Origin of the sequence: Halalkalicoccus sp. NIPERK01 (assembly GCF_030287405.1) — an archaeon.
In the GTDB taxonomy this organism is placed as follows: domain Archaea; phylum Halobacteriota; class Halobacteria; order Halobacteriales; family Halalkalicoccaceae; genus Halalkalicoccus.
In genome coordinates, this window is record NZ_JASVVV010000007.1 from 98,555 (window position 1) to 112,611 (window position 14,057).

Here is a 14,057-nt window from a genome sequence, read left to right on the forward strand (position 1 = left end):
GCGTTTCCGGCATCGATGGCTACCTTCGTGAACGTGCCGAGCGGAGCGCCCTCTCGGCACGAATCGCCGCGTGAGTGCCGGCGGACGAGCAGGAGACGGGCAGTAACTACTTGCCGGGCGGAGAAAGACCGTCCGAGTGGACGTGATCGGGAGGCGCGTGGGTATCGGCGTGCTCGCCGGGGTGATCACCGGGACCGTAGCCGCGGCGGCGTTCGGCCCGGACGGGTGGATCCTCGGCGGCGGGGTCGCGGGTGTCGTCGTCGGAGCGACCAGCCCGGACCTCGCGGCGGGGCTGTTTCAGGGCGCCGGGGCCGGGGGGCTCGTCGGGCTCGCGTTCGCCGTCGTGTTCGGTCTCGGCACGGGCGTGAGACTCGCGCTCGCGTCGGGGAATCCGACGATGCTGGCGTGGGGCCTCAACCCGTTTTTCGCGGTGGCGATCGTCTACGGGCCCGGCTGTGCCGTCGTCGCGTCGGTCGTCGGTGGCGTCGCCTACGCCGCGCGTGCTCGGTAGCGGAACTCCGACGACGGGGAACGGCGCGAGGGAGAAGGGCCGAGCGCGCGACAGTAACGTGAGAGGTCCGTCCACGCGGACTACCGGAGCAACTGGACCAGTTGTGGCCGCCGCCGTTCGACGTCGAGCGCGAGGTCGAGTTCGGGATCGTCCCGCAGGTACGCGAGCGTCGACAGGGGGTCGACGCCCGCCCGCTCGATCCGCGTGACGAGTTCCTCGATCTCGGTCCGGTAGAGCGCGAGCGACTCACAGAGCGTCACCACCAGCGCCATCGCCAGCGCCGTCTCGGGGTCGTCGGGAAGCGCGGTCGAGAGGGCGGCCACCGACTCGGGGTCGTCGACCGCGTCGGCCTCGGCGGGCGCGACGGTCAGACAGGTCCGGCAGACGGCGAGGGTTTCGGGCTCGCCGGGCAGATACGTGCCGAGATCGAATGCGGAAACGAGCAGGGTCTCGCCGCCGCAGGTGGGACAGTCCATGTGATCGAAAACGAATCCGGGTTCCCGGTCAGTCGGCGGAGATCGGCGCGGCTTCGGTGACGTCCGGCTCGTCTTCCTCGGCTTCTTCCCGTTCCTTCTTGTCCTTGATCTTCTTCATGCGGAAGATCTCCTCGCGTTCCTGCTCCTCGAGTTTCTGCTCGATGTACTCCTGGTTCTCGTAGAGCGTCGGCAGCAGGGTGAACTCGAGGGCGTTGACCCGGCGTTTGGTCGTCTCGATCTCGTCGAGCATCTTCTTCATCGCCGTCTCGACCTCCGCGACGAGGATGATGGTTTCGAGGAGGTCCTCGTAGGCGTCGGCGGCCTCGTCGATGCGCGCCGAGGAGCCGAGCACGCCGTAGCCGCGCTGGTCGAGGCCCTTTTTCACCCGCGTGGACTCGATCTGCGGGACGACCACGCCCATGATGTTCTTCGACTGGAGCGTGATCTCGGGGTGTTCCTTGAGCGCCTCGGCCGCGCCGCGGATCGCGATGTCGCCCTCCATCGCACGGGCCATGTCGAGCGTGCGCTGGGCGCGTTCGTAGTCGGAATCGAGGTCCGAGCGCACGTCCTGGGCCTGATCGAGGATGTCCATGAACTCCATGATCAGCCCGTCGCGTTTCTTCTCCAGGGTGTCGTGGCCCCGCTCGGAGAGGTCGATCCGGTCCTCGATCGCCATCAGGTTCTTCCGAGTGGGCTTGACGTCCTTGGCCATTAGGCGGGTGTTGCACCCGAACGCTGTTAATCCTTTTCAGTCGGGAGAGCGCTACGCGAGGGGCGATGGCTCCGAGACGGTGAAACGAAAGAACGACCGGTCCGAGGGAATCAGTCGTCGGCTTCGACGCCGACCGCCTCGCCCTCCTCGCTTTCCTCCGCGTCTTCGGGGTAGTACGTCTCGATGAGTTCCTCGTCGATCCGGTTGAGCTCCGTCTTCGGCAGCATGCCGAGTAGCTCCCAGCCGATGTCGAGCGTCTCGGCGATGTCACGGTTGGTGTCGTAGCCCTGTTGAACGAACTCCTGTTCGAACCGGTCGGCGAAATCGAGGAACTTGTTGTCTCGCTCGGAGAGCGCCTCGCGCCCGACGATGTTCACCAGGTCGCGCAGGTCCTCGCCCTCCGCGTAGGCGGCGTACATCTGGTCGGAGACGTCGGCGTGGTCCTCGCGGGTGAGCCCCTCGCCGATCCCGTCGTCCATCAGCCGCGAGAGCGAGGGCAGGACGTTCACCGGCGGCTCGATCCCCTGGCTGTTGAGGTCGCGGTCCATCATGATCTGACCCTCGGTGATGTAGCCCGTCAGGTCGGGGATCGGGTGGGTGTCGTCGTCGCCGGGCATCGTCAGGATCGGGATCTGCGTGACCGATCCCTCGCGACCCTTGATCCGACCCGCCCGCTCGTACAGTTGGGCGAGGTCGGTGTACATGTAGCCGGGGTAGCCACGTCGACCCGGGACTTCCTCCCTAGCTGCCCCGATCTCGCGGAGCGCCTCGCAGTAGTTGGTCATGTCCGTGAGGATCACCAGCACGTGATACCCCTTCTCGAAGGCGAGGTACTCCGCGGTGGTCAGCGCCAATCGCGGCGTGACCTGCCGCTCGACCGCGGGGTCGTCCGCGAGGTTCATGAAGACCACCGAGCGCTCCAGCGCGCCGGTGCGCTCGAAGTCGTCGATGAACTCGTTTGCCTCCTCGGCGGTGATCCCCATCGCGCCGAAGATCACCGCGAACTCCGAGCCCTCGTCGTCGGCACCCTCGCCGAGTTCACCGTCCTCGTCGCCGGGTTCGTCGGTCGCCTCGTCCTCGGCCGCTTCCTCCGGAACGGTGGCCTGCCGGGCGATCTGGAGCGCCAGGTCGTTGTGGGGCAGTCCGGAGGCGGAGAAGATCGGCAGCTTCTGGCCCCGGACGAGGGTGTTCATGCCGTCGATGGCCGAGACGCCCGTCTGGATGAACTCCTCGGGGTACTCGCGGGCGTAGGGGTTGATCGCCGCGCCGACGATGTCGTGGCGCTCCTCGGGGACGATCTCGGGGCCGCCGTCGATCGGGTTGCCCGAGCCGTCGAGCACCCGTCCCAGCAGATCCTCGGTGACGGGCATCTTCATCGTCTCGCCGAGGAACCGCACGGACGCCTTGCGGTCGATCCCGGTCGTGCCCTCGAACACCTGGATCGCGACGATGCCGCTCTCGGATTCGAGCACCTGACCGCGCTTTACCTCGCCGCCGGGCGTCTCGATCTCGACGATCTCGTCGTAGCCGACCGGCTCGTCGATCTCGACGAACACCAGCGGGCCGCTGATCTCGGTGATGGTTTGATACTCTTTCATCAGTATTTCTCCCTGAGCTGTGATTCGATGTCTTCCTGGAGCTCCTCGACGTACGCCTCGTACTCCTCCTGGGTCCCGATCCGGTTGAGCCGCGGGGCGGCGTCGATCGCGGTGATCTCCTCGACGGGCACGCCGGCTTCGAGCGCCGCAAAGGCCTCGTCGTTGAACGTCTTGATCGCCTGCCAGATCAGGTACGACTTCTCCGGCGGCGAGAACTGGTCGACGTCGTGGAATGCGTTCTGCTGGAGGAAGCCCTCCCGGAGGTAGCGCGCCACCTCGAGGGTGAGCTGCTGGTCCTCCGGCAGGGCGTCCTTGCCCACGAGCTGGACGATCTCCTGGAGCTCGCTCTCCTCGTCGAGGACGTCGACGGCCCACTGTCGGACCTGCGGCCAGTCCTCGGCGACGTTCTCGACGAACCACGGGTCGAGCTGGTCCTTGTACAGCGAGTACGACTCGTTCCAGTTGATCGACGGGAAGTGCCGGCGTTCGGCGAGGTCGGCGTCGAGCGCCCAGAACGTCTTGACGATCCGCAGCGTGTTCTGGGTCACCGGCTCGGAGAAGTCCCCGCCCGGCGGGCTGACGGCGCCGACCGCCGAGATCGACCCCTCGGTGCCGTTGATGTTCTCGAACAGCCCCGCGCGCTCGTAGAACTGGCTGAGGCGCGCGGCGAGGTAGGCGGGGTAGCCCTCCTCGCCGGGCATCTCCTCCAGTCTCGAAGAGATCTCGCGCATCGCCTCCGCCCACCGCGAGGTGGAGTCGGCCATCAGCGCGACGTCGTAGCCCATGTCGCGGTAGAACTCGGCGATGGTGATCCCCGTGTAGACGCAGGACTCGCGCGCGGCGACGGGCATGTTCGACGTGTTGGCGATGAGGCAGGTCCGGGCCATCAGCGCGTTGCCGGTCTGTGGGTCCGGCAGGTCCGGGAAGTCGTCGATGACTTCGGTCATCTCGTTGCCCCGCTCGCCACAGCCGATGTAGACGACGATGTCGGCGTCCGAGAACTTCGCCAGCGACTGCTGGGTCACCGTCTTCCCGGAGCCGAAGGGGCCCGGGATCGCCGCCGTCCCGCCCTTCGCGAGCGGGAACAGACCGTCTTGAACGCGCTGGCCGGTCACCAGCGGGCGGTCCGGCGAGCGCTTGTTCGCCGTGGGCCGTGCCTCGCGGACCGGCCACTCCTGGCGCATGGCGATCTCCTCGCCCGTGTCGAGTTCCGCGACGGTCTCGGTGACGTCGAAGGTGCCCGATTCTACCGAACTGACCTCGCCGCCCTCCGAATCGGGCGGGACCATCACCTTGTGGTCGACGCTTTCCGTCTCCGGGACCGTCCCGAGGACGTCGCCGGCCTCGACGACGTCGCCCTCGCTCACCTCGGGGGTGAACTCCCAGGTCTCCTCCAGGTCGATGCCCGGCGCGTCGACCCCGCGGTCGAGGAAGGCGCCCATCTGCGACTCGAGGACGTCGAGCGGGCGCTGGACGCCGTCGTAGATGGTGTCGAGCATGCCCGGCCCGAGGTCGACCGAGAGGGGTTCGCCGGTGTTCTGTACGGGGCCGCCGGGGCTGATGCCCGAGGTCTCCTCGTAGACCTGGATGGTCGTGACGTTGCCTTCGATCTCGATGACCTCGCCCATCAGCCCTTCTTCGCCGACGTAGACGACGTCGTTCATCCGGGCGTCGAGATCCGTGGCGCTCACGACGGGACCGCTCACGCTCTCGATCCGACCCTCGCTGACGACGTCGATGTCGGTCTGTGTTGCTTGACTCATTGTGTGGTGTGTGTTACGGTGGTAGAGTAATCAGGAGTCCTCGTCCATCAGGTCGATACCGATCGCGCGCTTGATCTTCTCTCTGAGCCCGCCGCTGCCCGCGCCGCCGCCGAGCATCACGAACGTCGGCTCGACGCTCGTCTCGACGTCCCGACGGAGGTTCCGCGAGAGGTACTCGAGGTCCTCTTCGTGCATGATCGCGATGCCGACCTCGTCGTTCTCGAGGACGTTCGCGACGGCCTCGTCCAGTCGCTCGGCCTTCTCGTCGTCGGGGACGTTCTCGAAGACGCGTACCCCGGCGAGCCGAAAGCCGGTCGTGAACTCGGGGCTGCCGATGGCGGCGATCTCCTGGCTCATAGTATCACCAGCTCCTCCTCGATCTCCTCCTCGCTCAGCCCGGCCTCCCGGCCGCGCGCGATCGCCCGGATGTTGTCGACCTCGCGCTCCTTCGCGAGGATGTACGACAGCACCGACGCGATCGTCATCGGGTAGCGGTTCGCGAGGCGGTCGGCGTACTCCGACAGCGCGATGTCGAGGGCGTGTTCGAACGCGATCAGGCTCTCGTTTTCGGCCTGGCGCAACTCGACGAGCGCCTCGTCGAGGCGGTCGCCGTAGGTGCTCTCCTCGATCCGGGCCAGAAGCTCCTCGCGGTTGGCGACGAGCCCCGACATCTCGCGCCGGTCGAACAGCGTCCCGCCCTCGATGAAGTACTCGCCGGGGTCGATGTCCGCGCCGGTGCGCGCCAGCCGGAGCGCGTTTCTGGCGTTCCGGAAGTCGATCTCCGCCTGCAGGAACTCGACGTACTGGGAGACCGGGTCGTCGCGCTCGGCGCTCACCGATCCGACGTTGTCGAGGATGTGTTCGTAGTAGGTCCGGTCGACGGCGTTCTCGAGGGGGACGAGCGTGTCGGTCGCCTCGTAGTCCTCGTAGGCCGCTTCGAGGGGATCGCCGAAGATCGTTCCGTCGAGCTGGTCGACGACCTCCTCGATCGAGCGCGCCTCGAGCAGGCGGTCGATCTCGCGATCGCTGAACTCGCCGGCCCGGATCAGGTCGGCCTCGATGGTCTCCTGGCCCGCACCGGCGTAGATCCCGCGGATCACCGTCTTGACGTTCCAGGCGTCGAACTTCCGGAGGTAGTTCGCGATGAACTCGTAGAGGCGCCCCTCGGCCCAGTCCAGCAGGTCGTCGAAGTGCTTCGCGAGGTTCGCGTGCAGCGCGTACTCGATCAGGTCGACGCCGCTGTGGCGCGCCCCGAGCGCGTTGATCTCGGTTTCGTACTCGGTCTCCTCCATGAAGCGGGCGATCTCGCTCGGTCCCATCCGGACCAGCTTGCGGTACTCCTCCTCGTCGAACAGCGCGGCGCGGCGGGCCCGAACGCGGGCGTTTACGTACTCCGGGTTCGAGCTCCCGATCGTTCGCGTCCTGGGGCTCATTGCTCGAACAGACGGCTGCTAGCCTCTTTGAGGTTGTCCTCCCAGACGTCGGCGAGCACCGAGTCGAACGTGTTGTTCACGCGGATCCGCGAGCCCTCGCTCTCCGCGACGACGCCGCCGAGACAGTCGTACTCGCCGGCGTACTCGTAGCCGTCGTACGATTCGAGCAGTGCCGCGATGAGCGCCTCGTCGTCGGCCCGGCCGTAGACGTCTACCGACGCGCCCTCGTCGAACTCCTCGGCGGCCGCGGCCAGCAGTTCGTCGGTGAGCTCCTCGCGGCGCTCGCCGTCGATCCCCGCTATCTCCCCTTCGACCCGCTCGCGGACGTCCTCGAGGACGTCGCGCCGGGCTTCGAGGCGTTTCTGTTTGGCCTCGAGGTTCGCACTCGAGAGTCGCTGCTCGCGCTCCTGTTCGATCTGACGCTCGACCTCGCGCTCGCGCTCGGCTTCGATCTCCGCCGCGTCGGCCTCGGCCTCGGCGATGATCGCCTCGACGCGCTCGTCGGCGTCCCGCTCGACGTCGCGGGCCCGCGCGCGGGCTTCGTCTCGAATGTCCTCGACGACCGTTTCTAAACTCATTGATGAAGGGAAAGGGGGCGTTCAGGCGACGAACACGACGACCAGCGCGAGGATCACGAGCGTCTCGGGCAGGACCGTCAGGATCAGCCCGAGACCGAACAGATCGCGGTCCTCGGCGATCGCGCCCATCGCCGCGCTGCCGATGCCGCGTTCCGCGTAGCCCGCACCGAGCGCCGCCAGCCCGACCGCGAGCGCCGCCGCGCCCGTGCTGTCGATGGCCGGGCCGCCGGTTTCCTGCTGCAATACGACTGCGTCTGCGAGTGCGTTAGCGATTTCGTACATTAGTAGTGGATGTGAGTTTTCTCGTTACTCAGTCGTGTGGGTTCGATCGGTTCCGAACGGTTCGTAGTTCTCCCCACCGCCATCATAAAACTTCCCAAAGAACTCGACGTATTCGAGGCGTACGCCCTGTAGACCGGCACTCGTGATACCAAGTCCCAGGACGACGAGGTGGCCGACGACGAAGACGAGCGCGCCCGCCAGCACCGTCGCCGCGGCGACGGCGAGGCCGGCGTCGGTGGTGACGATCCCGCCGAACATGAGTTCGCCGCCCTCGGGCACCTCCGCGTGACTACCGGTCATGAAGTGGAAGTGGCCGCTCTCGTCCTCGTAGGCGCCGACCACGAGCAGGTTGACCACGAACGCCATCCCGGCCTTCGCGAGCAACACGGCGGTGATCCGCGTGTACGAGATGACGTGGGCCAGCCCGTTGGTGAGGCTCTCGAGGACGCCGATGATGATGCCGACGCCGCCCTCGTGGAGGTACTCGCCGTAGACCGCGCCGGCGAGGCCGGCGGCCGCGACGACCAGCCCGACGGTCCCGACCGCGGGGCTGAAGCCGCCGAAGCCCAGCGCCATCGGCTCGCCGTCGAAGACGGTGAAGAGGAACTCGGGCTTGTAGGAGGCGTAGCTCGTGCTGAAGATCCAGACCCAGAGCCCGACCGCCAGAAACGCCCACGAGAGGTTGCTCGCGGCGGCGGGCACGAGGCCGTCGGTCTCGAGTTCGTTGACGAACCCGAAGACGTAGCCGACCGTGAGGTGGACCAGCCCGATCAGCAGCGCGACCACGAGCCAGAACAGCGCGAAGGCGCTGTCGAGGCCCTTCTCGATGGGGGCGTGTTCGAGCCCGACGATCCCCTCCCAGAGCACCGTCGAGACGACGTGAAAGCCGAGGAACTCGCCGTAGAGCACGCCGAAGACCGTCGTGAAGATCCCACACCACAGCGCGATCCCGCCGAGGCTCTTCAGCGCGGGGCTGTCGACCGCCCGGTAGAGCCCGTAGCCCATCGCCATGTAGAGGATCCCGTAGCCGACGTCGCCGATCATCAGCCCGAACATCACCGGGAACGTCAGAAACAGGACGATCGTCGGGTCGAGTTCGAAGTACCGCGGCCGGTTGATCGCCTCGACCAGCAGCTGGAACGGGCGTGCGGTCTTCGGGTTCTCCTGGACGACCGGCGGCTCGTCGCCGTGCATGCTGGTCGCGCTCGCGTGACCGCCGTCGGAGCGAGCCTTCGACGGGGACTGCCTCGCGTCGCTCGGCTCACCGCCATCCGAGCGGACCTCTGCGGCCTGCCCGTCGCCGTCGGTCGCCGCGGTCGCGGGCTGGCGCTCCGCGTCGCCAGCGTCGCCCGGCTCGTCGTCGTGGGAGCCGTGGCCGTGACCGTGGGCGACGTCGTCGTAGTCGACGCGTTCGAGTTCCTCGCACTCGACGTGCTCGCCGACCTCGGCGTCGAGGGCGGTCTCCAACTCGTCGTAGCGCTTCGTCGGGACCCACCCCTCCGCGATGAACGAGCGATCCGTCGTCGCAAAGGAGAGGGGAACCTCGGCCTTCTCGACGTCGATCGAGAGCTGTTCTTCGACCGCGAGCAGGAAGCCCGCGACGTCGAGTTTCAGCTCCTCGATCTCGCCGTCGATGGTCGCGAGCTTCGAGTCGATCTGCTGTCTGCGGTGTTCGAGGTCCGCGACGTACTCCTCGGGGCTCGCCTCGGCCTCCGGAACCGAAAGCGGCGTGACCTCGACGCCGACCAGCGCGTCGTCCAGTACGTCCTCGTGGCCGGATTCGGGGTGCGCGAAGACGGCGACGACGCCGTCCTCGGCAAACGTCTCGAACGAGTTGATCCCGTCGGCCGCCGAGAGCGCGTCGCGGATCTCCGCCTCGCGGCCCTCGACGACGCGGGTTTCGAGCGAGTCGTAGCCCGAGAGCAGGTCGAGGTCGATCCCGAGCGTCGCGAAGGGGCGAACGGACGAGAGTCGGTCGTCGATGTCGCGGCGTTCCTCGCGCAACTCGACCCGGCGGTCGTCGAGTTCGTTGACGCGGGCGCGGACCTCCTCGATCTCCGCGTCGATCTCCTCGTCGGTGACGATCCGGCTCGGGCCGGCGTCCTCCTCGTCGATGTCGAGGATGCTCTCGATCGAGCGAACCGTCACGAGTTTCTCGGAGATGCCCTCGGCCTCGGGTGCCGGATCGCCGGGCCGAAAGCCCTCCCACCGGTCGTCGTAGTCGACCACGTGGACGAGGTTGAGCCCGTGGATCGTCTCGATGGCGTCGTCCATCACCCGCTTTGCGCCCGTCACCGAGACCTTGCTCATCCGCTCAGGTCTGAGCATGCACCGCCTCCTCGAACCGCGAGACGACGAACTCGACGACATCCTCTCTGCGGCCTTCCGAGCGGGATTCGAGTTCCTCGCGCTGCTCTTCGCCCCGGGCGAGGATCTCCTCGCGCTCCGCGTCGATCTCCTCGCGGGCGTCGGCGAGGCGTGTTTCGGCGAGATCGTCCGCCTCCTCGCGCGCCTCCTCGCGGATCTCCTCCGCGCGGGCGCGGGCCTCGGCGATGCGCTCCTCGCGCTCGCGTTCGGCCTCGGCGACGATCTCGTCGGCCTCCGCTTCGGCCTCCTTGATCCGGTCTAAAACCTCTGGCCTCGGCATACTGTAATCAGGAGGAAGGTTGCATGACGGGCTATAAGGGAGTTGCGAAAACTACGGCTCGATCCGCGCGTTCGACCACGAATCGCGAGGGATCGTACGGTCGACGTACAGCCAACAGTATATATGAACACGGCCCGAACGCGCCGGCAATGGGAGTCCTCGAAGACAAGGCACGGGCGCGGCTGTTCTACAAGTACCTCTCGAAGGTCTACGACCGGGTCAACCCCTTCGTCTGGAACGAGCAGATGCGCGGACAGGCCCTCTCGATGCTCGACATCGCCGAGACCGACCGCGTCCTCGACGTGGGCTGTGGCACCGGCTTCGCCACCGAGGGACTGCTCGGGTACACCGAGGACGTCCACGGCCTCGACCAGAGCCCCCACCAGCTGGAGAAGGCGTGGGCGAAACTCGGCAAACACGACCCCGTGAGGTTCTATCTGGGCGACGCCGAACGCCTCCCCTTCGCGGACGACAGCTTCGATATCGTCTGGTCGTCGGGGTCGATCGAGTACTGGCCGGACCCGGTCGCCACCCTCGCGGAGATCCGCCGGGTGACCAAACCCGGCGGGCAGGTCCTCGTCGTCGGCCCGAACTACCCGAAAACGGGGATCATGCAGCGGGTCGCCGACTCGATCATGCTGTTTTACGACGCCGAGGAAGCGGATAGAATGTTCGCCGAGGCGGGCTTCGAGGAGGTCGAACACCGCCTGATGGGTCCCTCCTACGACCCCGACATCGCGATCACCACCGTCGCGCGCGTCACCGGGTGATACCGTCGGTCACACCCAACACCGGTCGTCGACGGAACAGGACGTATTCGCGCTGTCGCCCGTCACATCAGGTAGTATCGTTGGATTTCCCATGACCGACGGTATGAGCCACTGGGTCACGAGGCGGTCGTCTCGACCGTCGCAATCGGGAGGTCGTCCTCGAAGATCCGGATCTCGACGCGGCTCCCGGGGTCGGGCTGGGGGCTGTTGGTCGTCTTCGCGACGGTCAGGCTCGCCGACTCCCCGCGATTCCACTCGGGGTCCGTCCCCGCGTTGAAGGGGCCGCTCGGAAAGCCCGTGAAGCCGCTCTGGGAGTAGGCGGGCACCGTCGGCTGTTTCTCGAGCGGTTCGCCGTCGATCTCGACGACGAGGGTGAGTCGCCGGACGTCGAGGGGACCGCCCCGATCGAGGGTGAGCGTCACCTCGTTGTCCCCGGCGTCGACCGCGCCGATGACCAGGACCGTCGAGGCGGGTTCGGCGGGCTCGTAGGCCAGCGCCATCGCGCCGACGGTGGCGCTCAGGAGCACCGCGCAGGCGGCGAGGAGGACGACGCCGAGGACGGGAGAGATCGCACGGGCCACGCCCCCGTTGGCACCCTCACGGGTTATGAACCTTCGTCGACGGCACGCGCGGTGCCCTGGCTCGCGGTCCCCTCGGCGACCTCGAACTCGATCGTCGTCGAGCCGACGGTCGCCTCGCCGGTCACCGGCTCGCGCGGGGCGACGAACCAGACCGTCCCGTCGTCGGTCTCCCCGACGGAGCGGCCGTTGAGCGTGACCTCGCCCGAGAGCGGTGCGCCCGTCTCGGCGTCGGTCAGCGTCACCGTCGCCGGCCCGCCCGGAACGGTCCGGCCCACCGTGACCGTGACGCCCGCCCGGGTCTCCTCGACGGCGGTCACGGTGTCGAGGCGATCGAGGCGCAGCGTCTGGAACTCCCGGTAGACGTCGCCGGTCCCGGTGTCGAGGAACACCGTCAGCGACCCCTGCGAGTGGGTGCCGGTCCCCCGGTGGGTGCCGTAGCCGACCTCGCTGTAGCTCCAGCGGGCCTCCGAGAAGATCGAGGGGTAGAGCTCGGCGATCCGGTCCTCGGACTGGCCGAGGCTCGTGTACTGTGGATCGGCCTCGGGGTCGCGGTTCCCGGGACGGTAGGCCTCGCGGTAGAACCGGTCGCCGTCGACGAGCGCGAGGACGACGCCCTCGCCGTCGGTCTCGACGTGGACGCGCGCCGGTTCGGCCTCGCCGTGGAGCATCTCCGCGACCCGGTCGCGGACCGGCCCCTGCATCGTGCGGGTCTCGACCTCCATCGCCTCCAGTTCCGAACTGAGCGAGACGCCGGGAGTGGCGGCCGCGTGTCCCTCGAGGGACGTCACCGACTCGTCGAGGACGGCGGCGTTCGTGTGGACCACCGCGAGTTCGGCGAGCAGTTCGCGCTCGGAGCGTTCGCCCTCGTAGTACTCCACGTAGGCGGTTCGCTCGCGCTCGCGGAGTCGGGCGATCGACTCGCCGAGTCGGCTCGCCTCCTCGCGGATGATCGCCCGTCGCTCGGCGTCCGAACCCGCGTTCTCCATTCGCGCGTCGATGCGGTGGTCGGCGTAGCGCGCCTCCAACCGGTTGGAGTCGTCGTCGAGGGCCGCCCCGAGGTCGATGACGACGTAGCCCTCGCCGCTCGCGGCCGGCCCGTCCGAGAGCGTCAGCCAGTCGATCGATCCGGCGTCGACGGCCGCCTGCGCCCCCGTCGGTCCGCCGACCGCGGGTTCCGCGGCGGGACCGACCGGCCCCGAAACGGCGACGGCGGGCAGCGAACAGAGCAGGAGAGCCGCGAGGACCAACGGGAACCGCCGTGACATGTGGATCGGATATATCCTTTCTAGTACAAAAGTTATCCGACATAGATCAATTAACTATCGTGTGGAATTATAAGGGGTCGGGATCCTTGTGCGGTCGTTTATTTAGCATGGAAAGCATTTTCTCCCCCCGGCGACCACGCTACTGTATGCGGGTGTCCGTCGCCGTCGTTTTCGGCCTCTGTCTGGTGGCTCTCGTCGGGGGGCTCGCCGTCGGCGCGGAGCCGGTGGCGGGCCAGTCCGACGGCGTCGCGTCGGACGTCGACAACACCTCACAGACGATCGAGATCCGACTCGACGAGGACGGCGACGCGAACGTCTCGGTCTACAAGCAGTTCTCGCTGGAGACCGAGGAGGACCGGACCGCCTTCGACCGCCTCGCCGAGGACTTCGAGAACGGGGAGGCGAGCGGCGAGCTCTCGGCGGACGTCTTCGAGCGGATCGCTGCCGACGCCGCGAACGAGACCGGCCGCGAGATGGCGATCACGAACGTCGAGCGGGAGGCCGAATCGACGTCGAGTACCGGCACCCTGCGGCTGACGGTCACGTGGGAGGGGTTCGCCCCCGCCACCGAGCAGCGGATCGAACTCGGCGACAGCTTCGTGATCGACGGCGAGACGTGGCTCCCGTCGCTGTCGGCCGACCAGCGCCTCGTGGTCCACGCGCCCGAGGACTACGCCGTCGAGAACGCGGACCCGCCCGCGACCATCGATGACGGGACGATCATCTGGGAGGGGCCCCAGCAGTTCGACTCGGGTCAGCCGACCGCGACGCTCGTCGCGGGCAGCCAGACCGGGCAGGGCTTCTCGCTGCTGACGATCGGGCTCGGCGTCGGCCTCGTCGGGGCGATCGCCCTGCTGATCTACGTCCTCTCTCGACGAGGGAGCGACGCCCCGTTCGTGCCGACGGCGACCGGCGGCGATCGCGGGTGGATGACGCTGCTCTCGCCGACGCCCGAACGCGAGCGCTCGGACGGCGGGCCCGCGCCGCCACCGGACCCCGAACCCGACCCGGCGTCGGAGCCCGATCCCGACCCGTTCGCCGGCGTCGACGAGGAGCTACTGTCGGACGAGGAGCGCGTGATCCGGCTGCTCGAGGCCAACGACGGCCGGATGAAGCAGGCGACGATCGTCGTCGAGACCGACTGGTCGAACGCGAAGGTCTCCCAACTGCTCTCGTCGATGGAGGACGACGGCGAGATCGAGAAGCTACGGATCGGCCGGGAAAACCTCATCACCCTCGCCGATCGGGAGTGATACCGTCGGTCATACCGCCGTGAATCGGCCGTTTACAGGGCGGGACTCGCTCGCGCCGTGGTCCGTCGAATCAGGTGCGTGCCGTTGACTGTCCCGTGACCGACGGTACGGGACCGGGGTTCCGGAATCGGCGGTCCGGGCTCCGGCCGGCGGCATAGAAAACGTTTACCACCGGGGGGACTGAAGCA

The 14,057-nt window shown here is 67.7% G+C and carries 15 protein-coding genes; 3 read left to right on the plus strand and 12 right to left on the minus strand.

Annotated features, from left to right (window positions below; translation table 11 throughout):
• Positions 1 to 142 precede the first annotated feature (142 nt).
• The gene (locus tag QRT08_RS16410; RefSeq protein WP_286047056.1) at positions 143 to 511 is read left to right on the plus strand and encodes a hypothetical protein; all 369 of its coding nucleotides are present in this window, start codon (positions 143 to 145) and stop codon (positions 509 to 511) included.
• 80 nt (positions 512 to 591) lie between these two features.
• Here QRT08_RS16410 and QRT08_RS16415 read toward each other — a convergent pair whose 3' ends face one another.
• From QRT08_RS16415 to ahaH, 10 genes are all read right to left on the minus strand, one after another.
• Entirely contained in the window at positions 592 to 987 is a 396-nt protein-coding gene (locus QRT08_RS16415; protein ID WP_286047057.1) for a DUF6276 family protein, read from the minus strand.
• A 28-nt stretch (positions 988 to 1,015) separates the two neighbouring features.
• Positions 1,016 to 1,699 carry a V-type ATP synthase subunit D gene (locus tag QRT08_RS16420; protein ID WP_286047058.1) on the minus strand — a complete coding sequence of 228 codons (684 nt, stop codon included), beginning with the start codon at positions 1,697 to 1,699 and terminating at the stop codon, positions 1,016 to 1,018.
• A gap of 110 nt (positions 1,700 to 1,809) precedes the next feature.
• Positions 1,810 to 3,297, minus strand: coding sequence for an ATP synthase subunit B (locus QRT08_RS16425; protein WP_286047059.1), 1,488 nt, complete (start codon positions 3,295 to 3,297; stop codon positions 1,810 to 1,812).
• Positions 3,297 to 5,060 carry a V-type ATP synthase subunit A gene (locus QRT08_RS16430; RefSeq protein WP_286047060.1) on the minus strand — a complete coding sequence of 588 codons (1,764 nt, stop codon included), beginning with the start codon at positions 5,058 to 5,060 and terminating at the stop codon, positions 3,297 to 3,299. Before QRT08_RS16430 ends, QRT08_RS16425 begins: the two co-directional genes overlap by 1 nt.
• Positions 5,061 to 5,090: 30 nt before the next feature.
• Positions 5,091 to 5,417 (minus strand): V-type ATP synthase subunit F, encoded by a 327-nt coding sequence (locus QRT08_RS16435; protein ID WP_286047061.1) that lies wholly within the window; start codon positions 5,415 to 5,417, stop codon positions 5,091 to 5,093.
• Positions 5,414 to 6,493, minus strand: a complete 1,080-nt coding sequence (locus QRT08_RS16440; RefSeq protein ID WP_286047062.1) for a V-type ATP synthase subunit C — start codon at positions 6,491 to 6,493, stop codon at positions 5,414 to 5,416. Before QRT08_RS16440 ends, QRT08_RS16435 begins: the two co-directional genes overlap by 4 nt.
• Positions 6,490 to 7,071: a V-type ATP synthase subunit E gene (locus tag QRT08_RS16445; protein ID WP_286047063.1), complete on the minus strand. Its 582-nt coding sequence runs from the start codon at positions 7,069 to 7,071 to the stop codon at positions 6,490 to 6,492. Before QRT08_RS16445 ends, QRT08_RS16440 begins: the two co-directional genes overlap by 4 nt.
• 21 nt (positions 7,072 to 7,092) lie before the next feature.
• Positions 7,093 to 7,353 carry a F0F1 ATP synthase subunit C gene (locus tag QRT08_RS16450; protein WP_286047064.1) on the minus strand — a complete coding sequence of 87 codons (261 nt, stop codon included), beginning with the start codon at positions 7,351 to 7,353 and terminating at the stop codon, positions 7,093 to 7,095.
• A 24-nt stretch (positions 7,354 to 7,377) separates the two neighbouring features.
• Positions 7,378 to 9,681 (minus strand): V-type ATP synthase subunit I, encoded by a 2,304-nt coding sequence (locus tag QRT08_RS16455; protein ID WP_286047065.1) that lies wholly within the window; start codon positions 9,679 to 9,681, stop codon positions 7,378 to 7,380.
• A complete protein-coding gene (ahaH, locus tag QRT08_RS16460) occupies positions 9,668 to 10,000 on the minus strand; it encodes an ATP synthase archaeal subunit H (protein WP_286047066.1) in 333 nt (110 codons plus the stop codon). The genes QRT08_RS16455 and ahaH overlap by 14 nt, the downstream gene beginning before the upstream one ends.
• A gap of 149 nt (positions 10,001 to 10,149) precedes the next feature.
• Here ahaH and QRT08_RS16465 point away from each other — a divergent pair, with 149 nt between their 5' ends.
• On the plus strand, positions 10,150 to 10,770 hold the full coding sequence (locus QRT08_RS16465) for a methyltransferase domain-containing protein (RefSeq protein WP_286047067.1): 621 nt from the start codon (positions 10,150 to 10,152) through the stop codon (positions 10,768 to 10,770).
• A gap of 116 nt (positions 10,771 to 10,886) precedes the next feature.
• On the opposite strand, the gene QRT08_RS16470 is transcribed toward QRT08_RS16465, so the two are convergent.
• Both QRT08_RS16470 and QRT08_RS16475 read right to left on the minus strand, forming a co-directional pair.
• Positions 10,887 to 11,351, minus strand: coding sequence for a type IV pilin N-terminal domain-containing protein (locus QRT08_RS16470; RefSeq protein WP_286047068.1), 465 nt, complete (start codon positions 11,349 to 11,351; stop codon positions 10,887 to 10,889).
• Positions 11,352 to 11,374: 23 nt separating this feature from the next.
• Positions 11,375 to 12,616, minus strand: a complete 1,242-nt coding sequence (locus tag QRT08_RS16475; protein ID WP_286047069.1) for a DUF7096 domain-containing protein — start codon at positions 12,614 to 12,616, stop codon at positions 11,375 to 11,377.
• Positions 12,617 to 12,762: 146 nt separating this feature from the next.
• Here QRT08_RS16475 and QRT08_RS16480 point away from each other — a divergent pair, with 146 nt between their 5' ends.
• Positions 12,763 to 13,869: a DUF7345 domain-containing protein gene (locus tag QRT08_RS16480; protein ID WP_286047070.1), complete on the plus strand. Its 1,107-nt coding sequence runs from the start codon at positions 12,763 to 12,765 to the stop codon at positions 13,867 to 13,869.
• Positions 13,870 to 14,057: the final 188 nt, after the last annotated feature.

What these genes read in the sequence shown, in the direction of transcription:
- QRT08_RS16435 (WP_286047061.1), bottom strand. Translation starts at nt 5,417, where the DNA reads ATGAGCCAGGAGATCGCCGCCATCGGCAGCCCCGAGTTCACGACCGGC.
- QRT08_RS16455 (WP_286047065.1), bottom strand. Translation starts at nt 9,681, where the DNA reads ATGCTCAGACCTGAGCGGATGAGCAAGGTCTCGGTGACGGGCGCAAAG.
- QRT08_RS16445 (WP_286047063.1), bottom strand. Translation starts at nt 7,071, where the DNA reads ATGAGTTTAGAAACGGTCGTCGAGGACATTCGAGACGAAGCCCGCGCG.
- QRT08_RS16420 (WP_286047058.1), bottom strand. Translation starts at nt 1,699, where the DNA reads ATGGCCAAGGACGTCAAGCCCACTCGGAAGAACCTGATGGCGATCGAG.
- QRT08_RS16465 (WP_286047067.1), top strand. Translation starts at nt 10,150, where the DNA reads ATGGGAGTCCTCGAAGACAAGGCACGGGCGCGGCTGTTCTACAAGTAC.
- QRT08_RS16425 (WP_286047059.1), bottom strand. Translation starts at nt 3,297, where the DNA reads ATGAAAGAGTATCAAACCATCACCGAGATCAGCGGCCCGCTGGTGTTC.
- QRT08_RS16415 (WP_286047057.1), bottom strand. Translation starts at nt 987, where the DNA reads ATGGACTGTCCCACCTGCGGCGGCGAGACCCTGCTCGTTTCCGCATTC.
- QRT08_RS16480 (WP_286047070.1), top strand. Translation starts at nt 12,763, where the DNA reads ATGCGGGTGTCCGTCGCCGTCGTTTTCGGCCTCTGTCTGGTGGCTCTC.
- QRT08_RS16440 (WP_286047062.1), bottom strand. Translation starts at nt 6,493, where the DNA reads ATGAGCCCCAGGACGCGAACGATCGGGAGCTCGAACCCGGAGTACGTA.
- QRT08_RS16430 (WP_286047060.1), bottom strand. Translation starts at nt 5,060, where the DNA reads ATGAGTCAAGCAACACAGACCGACATCGACGTCGTCAGCGAGGGTCGG.
- ahaH (WP_286047066.1), bottom strand. Translation starts at nt 10,000, where the DNA reads ATGCCGAGGCCAGAGGTTTTAGACCGGATCAAGGAGGCCGAAGCGGAG.
- QRT08_RS16450 (WP_286047064.1), bottom strand. Translation starts at nt 7,353, where the DNA reads ATGTACGAAATCGCTAACGCACTCGCAGACGCAGTCGTATTGCAGCAG.
- QRT08_RS16475 (WP_286047069.1), bottom strand. Translation starts at nt 12,616, where the DNA reads ATGTCACGGCGGTTCCCGTTGGTCCTCGCGGCTCTCCTGCTCTGTTCG.